The sequence below is a fragment of the Phyllobacterium trifolii genome, assembly GCF_014192095.1.
Classification (GTDB): domain Bacteria; phylum Pseudomonadota; class Alphaproteobacteria; order Rhizobiales; family Rhizobiaceae; genus Phyllobacterium; species Phyllobacterium trifolii.
This window is the reverse complement of the sequence record NZ_JACHXN010000019.1, coordinates 66,043-82,161: the sequence shown is the minus strand read 5'-3', so window position 1 is coordinate 82,161 and position 16,119 is coordinate 66,043. Positions and strand designations below refer to the sequence as shown.

Below are 16,119 nucleotides of genomic sequence, written 5' to 3'. Positions count from 1 at the left end.
CAGCGGCGGTTGCGGTCAGCGTTGGCGAAGGAAGGCGCCAATCCTTTGGTTAGCGATCAGGAGGGTGATGCCGGCTAGGACGGCCGATAAAGGCACAATCAACAAGCCGAGGCCGAGGCCGTTTGAAATATCGGCGGCGCTTGCAGCATCGCTGACAATGCCAACGATCAGAGGGCCTAGTGCAGGCCCGAGGAGGCCGCTTCCGATCATGACGAGACTGGTCGCCTGCGCCTGACGTCCGGGACCGGCGATCAGATGCGCGGCTCCGAAGCCCCATGGCAACATGAACGAAAATGACAGCATTCCGGGCACAAAGAGTGCGATGGACATCCAGCCAGTCGGTGCAAACAGCGCCGCAGTCGTCGTTACACTGGCGATCAGAAACAGAATTGCCGGGGGACCGAGCACCTTGCCGGTGCCTGAACGAACGGCGTGATCGAACCAGCGTCCACCGCCCAAAGTCCCGATGATCCCCATCAACCCCTGCAACATGCCGAACGAAACGCCGACCTCTGTCGCGGTAAAACCATAGGTGCGGATCAGAAACGGTATGGAGAAAGCATAAAATGGCGCTCCTGCGAAGCCCAGGAAAACGGCGCCCGTGAACAACCAGCGGAACGCCGGGGACGACAACAAGTCAAAGCTGGTCCGCAGAAAGGGTTCGTCGCGAAAGACCGTATTTGGAAGCGGAGGGGTGGGGCCGGCAACAAGCATGGTCAACAAACCGATCAAGATGCCGATGGCTCCAGCACCCATCAAAACGATACGCCAGCCAAATACGTCTGCAATCGCGCCGCCTGCCGCAAATCCCACCATCGTGCCTAATGGGATGCCCATTGCGAAAAGACCGATTGCAAGACCGCGTCGCTCGGTCCCAATTTTGCGGACGATGAGAGCATGGCCTGCCGGGACTGCGCCAGCCTCGCCGAATGCGACGCCGAAGCGTGTGAGTGCGAGGAACATGAAACTGGCCGCAAAACCGCCGAGTGTCGTCATGACGCTCCAGATCAGGACGCAGGACACCAGTACGAGCCGTGGAGATCCCCGATCTGCCGCGCGGGCAAGCGGTAATGAGAGAAGTGCGTAGCAAACCGCAAACGCGAGCCCAGTGAGGAGCCCCATCTGGGTGTCGGTCAGCGACAGGTCGGCTTTGATCTTTTCCGCCAGGATGAACGGCAGTATTCGATCGATCTGCGAGAACGCGTTGATCAGCAGAAGCACGATGCATATGGCGGCCATTCGGAGGCCTTTTACGTATTGCCCGCTGGACGCAGCGGGCGGCGCTCGTGTCTCTGAAGGGTCTATTGACCGGGCGACAATTTCTGTCATCTTGAGGTCACTCCTCGCTTGGTTGCACCCTTAAGCTAGATGGAGTGTCCAATGACAAGAATGCCCGAACCTTCAAGAAACTTGCCTATTCCTGCAGGAGAGGCGATGATGCCGGCGAGGAGCCACGTATTGCCGTGGCCCCTGAAACAACCGGAGCCCCGCTTGAATACGTCATTGCTCTCTGCCGTAACGGCCTACATCGAAGACCAGGGTGGCGGGCAGGGCCTGTTCCCGACGGCCATAGAAGGCTTCAACATCGTCCGCTCGTTTCAGTCGATGATGCCCATGCGAAACATCTATCGGCCATCGCTATGCGTGGTGCTGGAGGGTGCGAAGGAGTTGCAGTTTGGCGACGAACATCTCAACTACCGCACCATGGAGTGCTTGGTCGTCAGTGTCGGGGTCCCGGCAACCGGAAGGATCGTGGAGGCCAGTGCTGCAACGCCTTATGTCGGCGTCATGGTCGACTTCGACGTGGCAACTGTGCGGGAAGTTCTCGAACAATTGGATACACCACCAGCGCAGTCGGACACGACCGGTCCTTGCGCTTTTGTCGCTAAAGTGGACCAACCACTAGCCGATTGTATTCTCCGCCTGGTCCGACTGCTGGCAACCCCAAAGGCGATACCGATTCTGGCCCCTTCGATCGTGCGCGAGATTTGCTATTGGCTGCTGAGCGGCCCGCATGGAGGTGAGATCTGCAAACTTGCCTGCCCCGAATCAAACATCGAACGTGTGGTAAGGGCCGTTTCGATGCTTCATACCAACTTCGCGGATACTTTACGCGTCGATCAGCTCGCTGATGTGGCGCGGATGAGCCCGTCGTCGTTTCATCAGCACTTCAAGGCGCTGACCTCGATGACTCCGCTTCAGTTCCAGAAGCAACTCCGCCTGCTGGAGGCGCGCCGCCTCATGGTCACGCAGGCTGCCAATGTTGCCGAAGCGGCCTATAAGGTCGGGTACGAGAGCGCGTCGCAATTCAGCCGAGAATATTCAAGAACCTTTGGCGTCGCGCCCAAACAGGATGCTTTGAATCAACAGCGCCTCCACAACGAATATGCCAGCCGCACCGTACGATCCGCGTAGTCTCATCAGCAAGGAGTTTGCAACGAAGGTGCCAGCAGGTCGAGCTGAGTCTGCACCACCGAATTAGCTGCAGATATGAGATGGCGCGATTGATCAACCACTTGCTCCCGGCGCGGTAGCCGAGAGCACATAATCTAATCGGACGTCACCACCTGGAGGCCGCGTTGCCGGCTGGGTGTTGGTGGTGCTGGGCGATATGCGCTTATCGACGGAGACTTTGAATTCTCTTTTCGAGGTATTTATACCGCAAACGTCGGCGGCCCGTTCGCGACTTCCGCGGGAAAATTGGCCAACTCTGTCATCTTCCCAAGCGCGCTCTTCGAGGCCATTACAAGCTCTCGGGGGATGTGAGCGCAAGGCATTTCGAATCTTGTGATCTTCCGATTGATGTCGCGATCGGTGCGGCTGCGCAGCTCGTATCGACATGCCGGAAGCTGTTACCGCGACAGGCGCGCTCCTGTTTCGCGAGCGAGACAGGAGATGCGCCGCATTCGCTCGAGTTCGAGATCCTCCAGCCGATCGATCCGGCCGAACTTCCGGTCGATGGCGGTGAACAGCTGATTGACCTGATCTGGATCCGCGCTGTCTGCCCGCATAGGTAACGGCCGGCGTCCAAAAGCTTCTACATCAGCCGCGACCGCGAGAGCTGCTGACTCATTCGAGACAAAGCTGATCGCTACATCGTAACACGTGCGGTGTTATGGTCCGTGTGAAACAGGTGACGCCTCATCGAACAAAGTTGTTATCTTCAGCGTCGTTTTTAGCGGATTATTCGTCTGACGAATGACGAAGGAAAAAAAATTCATTTGATAAATCGAAGGCGGTAGTCAGTATCAGGAAACGTTTCATTCTGCGTGTGTTGGAGTACACGCAGGACAAAAAAGGGAACAATATGACTTTGAGAGTTTATGTGTTTGCACTGGCGAGTGCATTGAGCTTGGTTTCTCATCCGGTGGTTGGCAAAGACCTGACGATTGGTCTCAGCGGAACGGTTACTTCGCTTGATCCGCATTTTTATAATGCGTCGCCCAATAACAGCATTGCAATGCAGGTATTTGACAGGCTTACCGAGCGCACGGCCGAGGGGCAACTGGTCGCAGGACTGGCCACCAAGTGGGAAGCGGTTGAAGAAACTACATGGCGCCTTACGCTTCGCGAAGGCGTAAAATGGCACGATGGCAAGACCTTCACCGCCGATGACGTTGTGTTCACGCTCGGGCGCGCCGGCAGTGTTCCCAATAGTCCCGGCGGCTTCGGCGGTTTCATGAGAAATATCGCCTCGGTCAAGGCGGATGGTGATCTGGCAGTTGTCATCACCACGAAAGCACCTGCGCCCACTCTTCCGGGGGAGCTCGCGAACATTGCGATCGTGTCTCGACACGCAGGCGAGGGTGCCGACACGGCGGACTACAATTCCGGAGAGGCCGCGATCGGTACCGGAGCCTTTCGTTTCTCGACTTTCCGGCAGGGTATCGAGGTCGGGCTCGAACGTAATCCCGATTGGTGGGGCAAGAAGGTTGTGTGGGACCATGCAAAATATCGCATGATTTCCAGCGCTAGTGCCCGTACCACCGCCATCCTTGCAGGCGACGTCGACATTGTGGATGCTCCAGCCGCAACGGATATCGCGCGCTTCAAGTCAACCGAAAAGCTCGCATTTGTCAGCACCCCCGGCTTGCGGGTGATTTATCTAGCTCCGTCCACGTCCGGGGATGCATGGAAAGCCAATGTGAAGGGTTCTAACGGGGAAGCGCTGGAGGCAAATCCTCTTGCAGATCCACGTGTCCGCAATGCGCTTTCCGCGGCTATCAATCGCGAAGGTATCGTAGACAAGATCATGGAAGGCACCGCAACTGCCTCCGGGCAATGGTTGCCCAAGGGTGCCTTCTCTTATTCTGCAGATATCCAGCCGCCCAAGCCCGATGCTGTCGCCGCAAAGAAGATGCTTGCAGACGCCGGGTTTCCCAACGGCTTTCAATTGACCGTTCACGTTCCCAATGATCGCTATCCCAACGCTCCAGCGGTGGTACAGGCGGTCGCTCAGATGTGGACAAGAATTGGCGTGAAGACCAACGTGGAAGCTCTCCCATGGACGACGTTCTCTTCACGCAAATCGGAATTTGCTATGAAGCTGCTCGGCCTAGGAAACGCGACCTATGATGCGAGTTCGATGCTGGTCAATGTGCTTGGCACTGTCGATCCGAAGCGCGGACTGGGCGCTGCCAATGATAGCGGCTACTCCAATCCAGCTCTTGATGAAATTGTCGCCAACGCAATGACGATCTACGACGATAAGGCACGCGAAACGGCGCTTATCGAGGCAGTCAAGATTGCGGTAAATGATGGAGCCATTATCCCGCTTTATCAGCAGAGCAACGCCTGGGTCACTCGCAAGGGCCTGTCTTACGCTCCGCGTATTGACGAACGTACTTTGGCCAAGGACATCTCGGAGTAGGTAATGAAGCTGGCTGGCGAAATACATCGCTGGCCAGTCTGGCCTCGGCATGCGGTGTCGCGACATCTCAGAAGCGGCCGCATCATGCTACGATAGCTTGAAACGACGCCATATCGTACATCTCTCGCACAAGAAAACGCGAGAGCGGCAGTCCATCATCAATAGCAAGAGGGCTTCATGACCCTATGGATTATCCAGCGTCTGCTGCAAGCAATACTGGTCGCCTTGGCAATGGCCGCAATCGTATTCATTGGTCTTCATCTGATTGGGAGCCCAATTGAAACGCTTCTTCTTCCTGAAGCAACTCACGAAGATCGGCTTCGCTTGATCGCGGACCTCGGTCTAGATCGGCCGCTGTATCAGCAATTCTTTCTGTTTCTGAAGGGTGTTGTGCAGGGCAATCTTGGGACAAGTTACGTCTACAAGGAGCCAGCCGTCGACCTGATACTTTCGCGCCTGCCCGCAACCCTGGAACTTGCCTTCGCAGCAGTCCTGCTTTCGCTCATCCTTGGCGTGCCGCTTGGCCTTGCCGCTGGCTGGAAGCCAGAAAGCCGCTTCTCACGAACCATCATGATCGGTTCGATTTTCGGGTTCAGCCTGCCAATCTTCTGGATCGCCATTCTTCTGATCATGATATTCAGCGTTCAACTCGGTTGGCTTCCCAGCTCGGGTCGTGGGGCGATTAACACCATATTGGGAATACCGTGGTCATTCATCACGCTGGATGGTCTCAAGCACATGCTCCTGCCCGCCGTCAGTCTTTCCCTATTCAACATTTCCATGGTCACACGTCTGACGGAGGCAGGAGTTCGCGAAGCAATGTCCAGTGAGTATGTCCGTTTTGCCAAAGCCAAGGGCCTTGCCCCGTGGCGTATCCTCAGCGTTCATATTTTGAAGAACGTCATGATCCCGGTCGTCACCGTAGTTGGCCTGGATATTGGCCAGACGATAGCGTTCTCCGTCGTAACAGAAACCATCTTTGCTTGGCCTGGCGTTGGCAAGATCATCATCGACAGCATTAGCGCACTCGACCGCCCGGTGATCGTGGCATATCTCATGCTCGTGGTCATCATGTTCGTCATTATCAATCTCGTCGTGGATGTCACCTACAGGCTGCTGGATCCACGCATCCGCCTTCAGGGAGAATGACGTGCAAGCCATTCTTAGCCCAACAAAATTCCGCTCCGGCATGAGATTCATCCGCCAGTTCGCACAGTCACCGATTGCACTCGCCGGTCTGGTGCTCATCATCCTGATTGTTCTGCTGGCAATCTTTGCGCCATTCATATCACCGCAAAACCCTTATGACCTCATGCAGTTGGACATCATGGATGGGCGTATGGCACCAGGCACCCAATCATCTGCTGGCTTTACGTTCATAATTGGGTCCGACGATCAGGGGCGCGACATGCTGTCGGCCATCTTCTATGGCTTGCGAATAAGTCTGATCGTGGGATTGGGCTCAGCAGCCCTAGCGTTCATTATCGGCACGGCCTTTGGTCTGACGGCTGCCTATGTCGGCGGTAAGATCGAGACAACGATGATGCGGATCGTTGATCTTCAGCTTTCCTTCCCCACAATTCTATCAGCGCTTCTCATCCTTGCACTGCTTGGCAAAAGCGTCGGAAACGTTGTGTTCGCAATCGTTCTGGTGGAATGGGCAACCTATGCCCGGACGGCGCGCGGTGCAGCTCTAACCGAGCTTCGTCGTGAATATGTGGAGGCCGCCAGATCGCTACGCCTTCCCCATCGCAATATTCTGTTCCGTCAGCTCCTACCAAACTGTCTCTCTCCCTTGGTCGTACTCCTGACAATGCAAGTTGCCCGTGCAATCACGCTTGAGGCAACGTTGAGCTTTCTCGGTCTGGGTGTACCGGTAACAGAGCCATCGCTCGGGCTTTTGATCTCGAGCGGATATGAGTTCATGCTCTCGGGCACCTACTGGATCGCTCTTTTCCCGGGAATTGCGCTGCTTGTGACCATCTTTGCAATCAACCTCGTCGGGGATCGTTTGCGGCAACTACTTGATCCGAAGGCTGCACAGAAATGACCGCTCTGCTTGAAATCAAAGGCCTGAAGACGGAAGTCGTGACTTCAGATGGCCGCGTCACACTCATAGACGATGTCAATCTGACCTTAGCCGCTGGTGAAGTCATGGGACTCGTCGGGGAATCCGGTTCCGGAAAGTCTGTGACCGGCTTGTCCATAATGGGCCTTGTCGATAATCCGGCGCAGGTGACAGGTGGCCAAATACTCTTCAAAGGCCAAGACCTGCGCAAGCTCTCGGAACGTAAGATACGATCTATCCGTGGCAACCGGGTCGCCATGATATTTCAGGACCCGATGTCCACGCTCAATCCAGTCCTGCGGATAGATACGCAGATGATGGAAGCGGTCCACGCACATGAGGCCGTAAGCAAACAGGCAGCACGCGAGCGGGCGCGGGACGCTCTTGGAATGGTTGGAATTCCGAGTCCGGATGAAAGGTTAAGCGCGTATCCACACCAATTCTCTGGTGGGATGCGACAACGAGTTGCCATCGCGATCGCTCTTTTGATGTCACCCGACCTCATTATCGCAGACGAACCGACAACAGCTCTCGATGTAACGATTCAGGCCCAAATTCTTTCGATTGTGCAGAAGCTGGCTCGTGAAAAGGGAACGACTTTGATCTGGATTACCCACGATCTTTCGGTTGTCGCCGGTTTGGCCGAAAAGCTATCCGTCATGTATGGGGGCCGGATTGTAGAGCAGGGTTTGACCGCCGATCTGCTTCGCCACCCCATGCATCCCTATACCAACGGGCTGATCGCAAGCCTTCCCGCTCATAATAAGCGCGGTTCGAGGCTGAAGCAGATAAACGGCACGACACCATCTGTTGCCAGTATGCCAAGTGGATGCGCATTTCATCCGCGCTGTTCCTCGGCAACACAACTCTGTCTCAGCCGCCCGCCGCTGGAGCCGATAGACGGTCGACTTCTTCGTTGTTTTCACCCCGTCACGGCAGGAGCGCCGTTGTGACCAATCGACTGGAAATTCGAAACGTCAGCAAGCGCTTCAGCCGGAAGTCCGGCGTTGTGGAACGCGGGGCCGAATACATTGGTCTGAAGGCGAAAAATCCGGTTGTACGCGCTCTGGACGACGTGAGCCTGAGCGTCTCGCAGGGCGAGGTTGTCGGTATTGTCGGAGAGTCTGGCTGCGGAAAGTCAACTTTGGGTCGCGTCGTGGCTGGTCTTTTGCAGGCATCGGAAGGTTCAGTATTGTTCCGGGGCAAGCGGCTTGACGAAATGACAGACAAAGACGCTGAAGATGCGCGTTTGCAAGTTCAGATGATTTTTCAGGACCCTTCATCGTCTCTCAATCCTCGGCAGCGTGTACGAGAAATTATTGGCGCAGCGCCACTTCATCACGGACTGACTACAGCGTGGGAACTCGATGGCTATGTAAGCCAACAGATGGAACGGTGTGGACTTGACCCTTCAACGTCAACCCGTTTTCCGCATCAGTTTAGTGGAGGACAACGCCAGCGCATCGGGATTGCGCGCGCGCTTGCTGTCCAGCCGGATATGTTGATCTGCGACGAGTCCGTTGCAGCTCTTGATGTATCAATCCAGGCCCAGATTTTGAACCTGTTTCTGGATCTGAGAGAACATCTCGACCTGACCTACATGTTTATCAGTCACGACCTTTCCGTTGTAGAACATATCTCTGACCGCGTGGTCGTCATGTATTTGGGACGAGTTGTGGAGGAAGCGCCGGTTGGCGAGTTGTTTTCTCATCCCAATCACCCCTACACCCGCGCGCTCCTTCAAGGAAGACCTAGCCTTGATCCTGTACAGCGGCTTTTTTCGGCAATCGAGGGCGAAATTCCGAGCCCCCTTTCACCGCCTACGGGATGTCATTTCCACCCTCGCTGTCCATTTGCGATGGAACGCTGTCGAACTGAACGACCGGAGCTTCGTTCAGTTGGCGCCCACCACACCAGTGCGTGTCACTTGAACGACTGAACTCCGGCAGTTGATAATCTTAAATCTCAGAAGGATGAACTATGCCCGTTTCAGCACCTCTGGAACATTTGCTTGCACACTCCAGTAATAAATTTCCCGCGCAGGACTGGGAGATGGTTACGGCCCCGGAACAGCACGGTCTTACTGCCGATGTCCGCTCGAAAATCGAAGTCGCGCTGGACGGTTTGCCCACCACCTCTTTCCTGGCGGTTGTCGGAGGAGATATTCTCTACAACTACGGCAACATTGCCGAGGTGAGTTATCTCGCCTCGACGCGTAAGAGCATTCTCTCCATGCTCATGGGCAAAGCCGTTGCCGAAGGAAAAATCGACCTCGATCTCACCATGGCAGATCTGAATATCGATGAGGATCACGGTCTCCTGCCCATCGAGAAAACTGCGACCTTGCGCGATCTCCTCGTCAGCAGTTCTGGTGTCTACCACCAGCCAGGAAGCCCCGGCAGCAACACCAAGAATATTCCAGCGCGCGGATCAAAGACGCCTGGATCCTATTTCCACTACAACAACTGGGACTTCAATGTTCTCGGAGCCGCCTTCGAGCAACTGACTGGCCGAAGCGTCTTCAAAGCCTTTGAAGAGGATTTCGCAGGCCCAATGGCGATGCAGGATTTCGATCCTTCTCGACAGCGCATGATGGGGTATGAAGACGCATCCCGGTACCTGGCATACCACTTCTTCCTCTCTGCGCGGGATATGGCGCGGCTGGGTCTGACGATGGCGCGAAAAGGCCGTTGGGGTGATAATCAAGTGGTTCCAGCCGACTGGGTTTTTGAAAGCACACGTGTCCATGTTCCTGCGGATCGGATGAATGAGAGCGTAAAATCCAGAATTGCGGGCTACAGTTATCTCTGGTGGATCCCGGTCGTCACGAACGATACGCCTGAGTGGCGGGGAGCTTTCGTCGCCGCGGGCCATTTCGGCCAATTCATTTTGGGCCTGCCAGCGCTCGACATGGTGTTCGTTAACCGCAGAGCGCTCCCTGACGAGCTCGCCATTGCGCGCAATGACGGTAGCTTCAAGGAGGAACTGGCAGCAGTCACCATGGAAGATTTCCTGAGTGTGGCCGATCTTCTTATCAACGCAAAACTGAGCGCTGCCTGATCGACGGTCCTACAGGACACGTCTCCTTTCAGGGCGTGCCTTCAATGAAACAGGAAGATATCTGCTCTCGCAACCAATAGCTTGCCGGATCGCGTTCTTTTTCGGCAAGCCAGATCATGCTGGTTGACTGTTTTTCTTCTGCAAACGGGGATTCCAGCAGCAATAGTTCATGCGAGCGTTCAAACAGCTTGGCAACACTTTCCGGCATGATGGCGACGAGGTCGCTGCGTGCGATGATTGCAACTGCGGCGGAAAAATGCGGCACCACGGCAACCACGCTGCGCTCCAGCCCCATGGCATCGAGCCGTTCATCGATCCAGCCGCGCCGGCTGGGCGCTGACGTCACTTTCACGTGTCCCATGGATAACAGCGAGTCGAGAGTCAAAGGCTTTTCCGCCGCCGGATTATGGGCTGACATGATGCAGACCCTTCTTTCTGTGAACAGCGACGTACAGCGATAACGGGCTGGAAAATTGTCCGCCGTCATCACCGCGACATCGATTGAACCCTCGTCGAGGTGCTCTTGCACCACCGGCAGATAGTTTCGGTTGTTGGCAACGCCGGTGCGCGGCATATGAATAACCTCAAGGACGCAGTGCTCCGCCTTGGCGCGCACACGTTCGACAAGGAGCGGCATCAGAACGACAGAAAAATAATCGTTCATGCCAATTCTAAAGGCGCGGTGCGATGTGGTTGGGTCGAAGTTGAGGCGCGACAGCATGACAGATTCCGTGTCCTCCATGATGCGCCGCACGGCAGGAAATATCTCTGTGCAAAAGCGCGTCATCACAAAGCCGCCCGAGGTTTTTTTGAACAGATCGTCTCCAGTTATCGCACGGGCGCGCTTCAATGCATGGCTCATGGCAGGTTGAGAGAGACCAATATATTCACCGGCGCTGGTCATGTTGCCTTTCACGACGAGCGCGTAGACCACCTTGAGAAGATTAAGGTCAATTGATCCGAGTTGAAATCGCTGCATAGCAAAACTTGTCTAGCTCCATTAACTGCTAAGGGTTTATCATGGCACAGACCCTGCTCGTGAAGAACAAAATTGTAGAACAGAGGACTACTGCCCGCTGCGCGATGCGCATCGAACGCACGCCGCCGCCAATCGGCGCCCGCACCTTCCGAAACTCCCTCCGTCTTGGCACGGAGTGCTTATTGGGAAGGACGGCTCTGATGCTTATCCGCGTCACTCATACGCAGATGGCCGCTTCTTGTGGCGACCACCTGTTAAAGCTCTGATATTCCAACTACGCCGTCCGTTCTTCCGCGGCATTGGGCCGCCATTTGATAAGGCGATTTTCTACCACATCCAGTATTCGGTCGATCGCGAGGACGAACACTGCCAGGATAATAATGCCGGCGAAGACGCCGACTGCATCGAAATTGCCTTCTGCCTGGGCAATCAGGTAGCCAAGCCCCGCCGACGCGCCAAGATATTCGCCGATAATGGCGCCTACGACTGCGAATCCGACCGACGTTCTTAAGGAAGACAGGATCCAACTTGCCGCTGCCGGGAAATAGACGTGGCGCAAGAGCTCTGAACGCTTGGCGCCAAGAATACGCGCGTTTGCCAGCACCACCGGATTGACTTCACGCACACCCTGCATCGCGTTGAAGAATGTGATGAAGAAAACCAGCGTCACAGCGAGTGCAACTTTCGACCATAGGCCAAGACCGAGCCATAGCACGAAAATCGGAGCAAGCACGACGCGCGGGATGGCGTTCAGGCCTTTGATAAAGGGATCAAGAATGCGGGCTGCACTTCGGCTGAGGCCAAGCCAGACGCCGGCAGCGACACCCAGACCCGTTCCGATCACATAGCCCAGCACGGTTTCCGTCAGCGTGATCGTCACATGGCGATAGAAATTGGGATCCAGGACCCAACTGATGATCTGGTTGAAGATGTCCATAGGCGCAGGGAAAAAGAAAACATCGATGACGCCAATGGAAACCCCGAGCTGCCATCCGCCAAGGATGACAACAAGCAAACCCAGTTGGATAAATCGTTCAGTCGCGACGTTCATAACTTTTCTCCACTTCGCCGCGCAGCGACGCCCAGATATTGCGGTACAGATCCATGAAGCGCGGATCCAGTTTGATTTCGGCAACGTCGCGGGGACGCTCAAGATCGACAGGGAAGCTGTTGATAACCCGGCTGCGCGGTCCGGCAGCCAACACCGCCACCCGGTCGCCGAGGGCAATCGCTTCCTCCAGATCATGCGTGATCATGACCACGGCCCTGCGTTCTTCCTGCCACAAGCGCAAAAGCTCGTTTTGCATCAGATGGCGAGTATGGATATCGAGCGCCGAAAACGGTTCATCCATCAAAATGACCTTTGGACCGCTGATCAATGCCTGGGCCATCTGGACACGCTTTCGCTGACCGCCGGAAAGCTGATGGGGATATCGCTGTTCGAAGCCCTTGAGACCCACCTTGGCGAGCCACGCGGTCGATCGCTCGCGCCGTTCCGACGTGCCTACGCCCCGAAACAGCAGGCCGAGTTCGACATTCTCGATGGCCGTCTTCCACGGCAACAGCGCATCCTGTTGGAATAGGTAGCCGATATCATTCTGAATACCAGAGACGCGGTTGCCATCGATCGAGACGCTGCCGCTAGTCGGTTTGAGCAGCCCGGCAATTGCGTTCAGTATCGTGCTCTTGCCGCATCCCGTCGGCCCGACGATGGCAAGGAATTCTCCGTCCGCCACCGTCAGATTGACGTCCTCCACCGCAACAAAAGTTCCGAAGGACATTGTCACGGAGTCGATGGCAACCATCGCCTTCTTTTGTTGCGGGGCGGTTTCCTCCACCACCGGTTTTACCACTGCCAGGGCCATGGCTTCCTCCTCAGTTCGTGCTTTTGCGCGGCGCTTTGTCGACGAAAGCGTTGGTGTATGTTTTCTTCAGATCGATTTCCGTTGCGGCAACCTTGTCGTTGAAACTTCTCAGAACAGCGAGCGGTGTTTGAACCTCGGCTTCGTTGAAGCGCCCATCCACGGAGAAGATCGGCTTGGCATTTGCGACAGCCTTCACGTAAGTCTCGCGGTCACCGGAAATGAAGGCTTCGGGTAGTTTTTGAACAATCTCCTCAGGTGAGCTGCTGTTCATCCATTCCAGCGCCTTAACCGTCGCGTTGACGACCTTCTGGATCGTTTCCGGATGCTCATCAATATAGGCTTGCGTGGCATAGAGAACGGAGGTCGGATAAATGCCGCCGTAAATCTCCTTTGCGCCTTCATCGCTGCGCGCATCAATCAGGATTTTGCCCACGCCCTTGGCTTCGATGAATGTGGCGGCGGGATCATAGTTGACAAGCAGATCAACTTTTCCCTGTTCGAGGGCGGCGACCGCCGCCGAACCGGAGCCGACGCCGATCAGCGAAACATCGTCTGCCGAAAGCTTGTGGCGCTGCAAATAATAGCGAACGAAGAAATCCGATGAGGAGCCCGGGGCAGTAATGCCGATTTTCGCGCCCTTGATGGTCTCAGGCTTTGCCGGATCAAATGTCGAGTTCTTGCCGCCCGCAAGTACAAGACCGGAATTGCGCGCTAGTAACACAATACCCACGACGTCCTTCCTTTGTGCCTGCATCTGGATCGTATGATCGTAGAAGCCGACGGCGATGTCTGTGGAGCCTGCCACAAGCGCCTGCAAGGTCTTGGATCCGCCCGAGGCGAAATTCTCGACGGTGACTTCGAGCCCTTCCTTTTCATAAAGACCAAGGCCCGATGCTACTGGGAAGGGCAAATTGTTTAGATTGTAAGAGCCGACGCTGATTCTGACGGGATCCGCAAAAGCCGATCCGGCGAATACAACAGTAGCCGCGAACGAGAGCATAAGTTTGCGCATGGTATTTCCTCCCTGATGTGCAGCGCCCTCCCGGCCACCGCTTTCAATTATGCCGCGCAAACCATTTGCGCGATAGGTTTTGCAAAGACCTGGCCCTCGAACAGACGGCGGGCCGTACGCAGAATGCCTGCGACTGTCTTGCCGTCCCGGGAGTCCAACTTTACCTCCAAGCGTCCGCTTGGATGTTCGAGAACGAGAACGACCGGGGGCTTGCGTCCGCCAACCAGTCTGGACGCAACGGTGTTGTCGCTGATGCAGGCCGTAGCAATGCCGACGGCCCCTGTCGTGGCGAGCGAGGGATGACACTGATGCGGCATGAAATAGCGCACATTCAGATCGCCGCCGGCTTTTGGCTTCGAGATCAGTACCGGTTTCGGGGCAACCTGTGTCCTTACGTCGCCCATGCCCATACGCTGGCCCGCCTGCAGCCTCAATTTTTCCAGACGCTCGAGGAGAGCACTGTTTGCATTGAGCTCCGCCGCCGTTTCATAACCGCTTGCCCCGATGGCCGCGGCCTCAAGGATTATCATCGGCATGGCGCAATCGATACAGGTCACCTCTATGCCGTCGATCGTCTCGCGTGGCTGTCCGGTGGGGAAGAGCCTGCCAGTACGAGCACCGGCGGCATCCATGAATGTCAAGGCGATCGGCGCGGCGTGGCCGGGAACGCCGTCAATCGAGGCATCGCCAAGATAGGCGACTTGGCCCTCTGGCGTTGGAACCTCCGCCTCGATGAGCTTGCCCGTATTCACATTGTATATCCGCACCCGCGTCATCGGTCCGGTTACCTTGACGAGGCCGGCTTCGATAGCGAAGGGACCGACAGCGGCGAGCATGTTGCCGCAATTGGGCGATGTGTCGACCATTTGCTGATCGATGCGCACCTGGGCAAAGAGATAATCGACATCCGCCCCCAATACAGTCGCCGGTCCAACAATGGCGACTTTGCTCGTGACGGGATTGCCGCCGCCGATGCCGTCGATTTGTAGCGGATGACCGGAACCCATTACGGATAACAGAATCTGGTCGCGTCGGCGCGGATCTGAAGGGAGGTCCGACGCCAGAAAAAACGGGCCTTTGGACGTGCCGCCTCTCATCAAGACACAGGGGATACGAATGAGGTCATTCATGATTTGCCGCTCTTTTATTCATGCGCCTGACAGATCAATCTGTCGATTTCTTGCACTTTTTGCGGTAAAGTGATTGATATGTGAAATGCGAAGATTCGGAGGATTGATGTGTTATGAACATCAATTGTGAGATACTTGACCTGCGAGCCTTTTTGGGTGTCGTGGAACTGGTGAGTTTTCATCGGGCTGCCGAGGCGCTTAATCTCTCTCAGCCCGCGCTCAGTCGGCGCATCCAGAAGCTGGAAATGGCGATCGGCGCTCCGTTACTGGAGCGGACGACACGGCACGTCTCTTTGACAGCTTTGGGGACGGAATTACTCCCACTCGTTCGCCGCATGTTGGAAGAATTCGACGGTTCGCTGTTTGCGGTCCGCGATGTCGGCGTCAATCGGGGCGGTCTGGTCACGATTGCCTGCCTTCCCACAGCTGCGTTTTACTTCCTGCCGACGGTCATCCGGCAGTTCAATGAAGAACATCCGAATATCCGTTTCCGTATCCTTGATTTGCCTGCGACCGAGGGTTTGCAGGCCGTTGCGCGGGGTGAGGTGGAGTTCGGCATCAACATCATGGGTACGTCCGATCCAGATTTGACGTTCGAGCGTCTTGTCGAAGATCCGTTCGTTCTCGCGGCGCGGAAGGATCATCCGCTTGCGGAGAAAGAGGAAGTGGGGTGGGCTGACCTGGAACCTTACCATTTGATCACGGTTCACCGGTCAAGTGCGAACCGCACACTTCTCGATGCGGCTTTAGCGAAGTCGAATATCAAGCTTCGATGGTTCTATGAAGTCACGCACCTTTCGACGTCCCTTGGTCTTGTCGAAGCCGGGCTCGGCATATCTGTGCTGCCGCAGATGGCCACGCCCCAAGGGGAACACCCTTTTCTCATCAGCCGCCCGATACGCAATCCGGCAATTTCAAGAACAATAGGCGTGGTGAGGCGTCGCGGAGGGACCTTGTCGCCGGCTGCAGAGCGATTCCTCCATATGCTAATTGGTACCTGGTCCGAAAGGTGAGTTCGGGTCTGGCAAGATATGTGTGAATCAGCATCGAATGCTGACATATAGCCGATTGCCAATTTGGTACGTCGGAGGCAAATGCAAATGTTTAGGACCAAATCGAAGCCATTAATTGCATT

General features: G+C 55.8%; 16 protein-coding genes. 9 read left to right on the top strand and 7 right to left on the bottom strand.

Features of this window, described 5'->3' with window-relative positions:
• Window positions 1–15: 15 nt before the first annotated feature.
• Window positions 16–1,329 (bottom strand): MFS transporter, encoded by a 1,314-nt coding sequence (locus FHS21_RS23245; protein WP_183664197.1) that lies wholly within the window; start codon window positions 1,327–1,329, stop codon window positions 16–18.
• 162 nt (window positions 1,330–1,491) lie between these two features.
• Here FHS21_RS23245 and FHS21_RS23240 point away from each other — a divergent pair, with 162 nt between their 5' ends.
• The gene (locus FHS21_RS23240; RefSeq protein ID WP_183664195.1) at window positions 1,492–2,415 is read left to right on the top strand and encodes an AraC family transcriptional regulator; all 924 of its coding nucleotides are present in this window, start codon (window positions 1,492–1,494) and stop codon (window positions 2,413–2,415) included.
• Window positions 2,416–2,852: 437 nt separating this feature from the next.
• On the opposite strand, the gene FHS21_RS30865 is transcribed toward FHS21_RS23240, so the two are convergent.
• A complete protein-coding gene (locus tag FHS21_RS30865) occupies window positions 2,853–3,011 on the bottom strand; it encodes a hypothetical protein (protein WP_246411158.1) in 159 nt (52 codons plus the stop codon).
• A gap of 296 nt (window positions 3,012–3,307) precedes the next feature.
• Here FHS21_RS30865 and FHS21_RS23230 point away from each other — a divergent pair, with 296 nt between their 5' ends.
• The 6 genes from FHS21_RS23230 (at window position 3,308) to FHS21_RS23205 (ending at window position 9,998) form a co-directional block, all read left to right on the top strand.
• The gene (locus tag FHS21_RS23230; RefSeq protein ID WP_183664193.1) at window positions 3,308–4,870 is read left to right on the top strand and encodes an ABC transporter substrate-binding protein; all 1,563 of its coding nucleotides are present in this window, start codon (window positions 3,308–3,310) and stop codon (window positions 4,868–4,870) included.
• A 177-nt stretch (window positions 4,871–5,047) separates the two neighbouring features.
• On the top strand, window positions 5,048–6,019 hold the full coding sequence (locus tag FHS21_RS23225) for an ABC transporter permease (RefSeq protein WP_183664191.1): 972 nt from the start codon (window positions 5,048–5,050) through the stop codon (window positions 6,017–6,019).
• A 40-nt stretch (window positions 6,020–6,059) separates the two neighbouring features.
• Window positions 6,060–6,920, top strand: a complete 861-nt coding sequence (locus FHS21_RS23220; protein WP_183664280.1) for an ABC transporter permease — start codon at window positions 6,060–6,062, stop codon at window positions 6,918–6,920.
• On the top strand, window positions 6,917–7,891 hold the full coding sequence (locus FHS21_RS23215; protein WP_210283600.1) for an ABC transporter ATP-binding protein: 975 nt from the start codon (window positions 6,917–6,919) through the stop codon (window positions 7,889–7,891). Before FHS21_RS23220 ends, FHS21_RS23215 begins: the two co-directional genes overlap by 4 nt.
• Window positions 7,888–8,877 (top strand): ABC transporter ATP-binding protein, encoded by a 990-nt coding sequence (locus FHS21_RS23210; protein ID WP_210283606.1) that lies wholly within the window; start codon window positions 7,888–7,890, stop codon window positions 8,875–8,877. The genes FHS21_RS23215 and FHS21_RS23210 overlap by 4 nt, the downstream gene beginning before the upstream one ends.
• A gap of 41 nt (window positions 8,878–8,918) precedes the next feature.
• The gene (locus FHS21_RS23205) at window positions 8,919–9,998 is read left to right on the top strand and encodes a serine hydrolase domain-containing protein (RefSeq protein ID WP_183664187.1); all 1,080 of its coding nucleotides are present in this window, start codon (window positions 8,919–8,921) and stop codon (window positions 9,996–9,998) included.
• A 28-nt stretch (window positions 9,999–10,026) separates the two neighbouring features.
• Here the strand turns inward: FHS21_RS23205 and FHS21_RS23200 are convergent, their stop codons facing one another.
• A complete protein-coding gene (locus tag FHS21_RS23200) occupies window positions 10,027–10,977 on the bottom strand; it encodes a LysR family transcriptional regulator (RefSeq protein WP_183664185.1) in 951 nt (316 codons plus the stop codon).
• Between the two features lie 41 nt (window positions 10,978–11,018).
• On the opposite strand from FHS21_RS23200, the gene FHS21_RS23195 reads away from it, so the two are divergent.
• Entirely contained in the window at window positions 11,019–11,243 is a 225-nt protein-coding gene (locus FHS21_RS23195) for a hypothetical protein (RefSeq protein ID WP_183664183.1), read from the top strand.
• An 8-nt stretch (window positions 11,244–11,251) separates the two neighbouring features.
• Here the strand turns inward: FHS21_RS23195 and FHS21_RS23190 are convergent, their stop codons facing one another.
• The 4 genes from FHS21_RS23190 to FHS21_RS23175 are packed head-to-tail and all read right to left on the bottom strand — an operon-like array spanning window position 11,252 to window position 14,984.
• On the bottom strand, window positions 11,252–12,028 hold the full coding sequence (locus FHS21_RS23190) for an ABC transporter permease (RefSeq protein WP_183664181.1): 777 nt from the start codon (window positions 12,026–12,028) through the stop codon (window positions 11,252–11,254).
• Window positions 12,012–12,842: an ABC transporter ATP-binding protein gene (locus FHS21_RS23185; RefSeq protein ID WP_183664179.1), complete on the bottom strand. Its 831-nt coding sequence runs from the start codon at window positions 12,840–12,842 to the stop codon at window positions 12,012–12,014. The genes FHS21_RS23190 and FHS21_RS23185 overlap by 17 nt, the downstream gene beginning before the upstream one ends.
• Before the next feature lie 10 nt (window positions 12,843–12,852).
• Window positions 12,853–13,854 carry an ABC transporter substrate-binding protein gene (locus FHS21_RS23180; protein ID WP_183664177.1) on the bottom strand — a complete coding sequence of 334 codons (1,002 nt, stop codon included), beginning with the start codon at window positions 13,852–13,854 and terminating at the stop codon, window positions 12,853–12,855.
• A 47-nt stretch (window positions 13,855–13,901) separates the two neighbouring features.
• Window positions 13,902–14,984 carry a 4-oxalomesaconate tautomerase gene (locus FHS21_RS23175; protein ID WP_183664175.1) on the bottom strand — a complete coding sequence of 361 codons (1,083 nt, stop codon included), beginning with the start codon at window positions 14,982–14,984 and terminating at the stop codon, window positions 13,902–13,904.
• A 113-nt stretch (window positions 14,985–15,097) separates the two neighbouring features.
• Here FHS21_RS23175 and FHS21_RS23170 point away from each other — a divergent pair, with 113 nt between their 5' ends.
• Complete coding sequence (locus FHS21_RS23170) at window positions 15,098–15,997, top strand: LysR family transcriptional regulator (protein WP_183664174.1); 900 nt, start codon at window positions 15,098–15,100, stop codon at window positions 15,995–15,997.
• The last annotated feature ends 122 nt before the right edge of the window (window positions 15,998–16,119 follow it).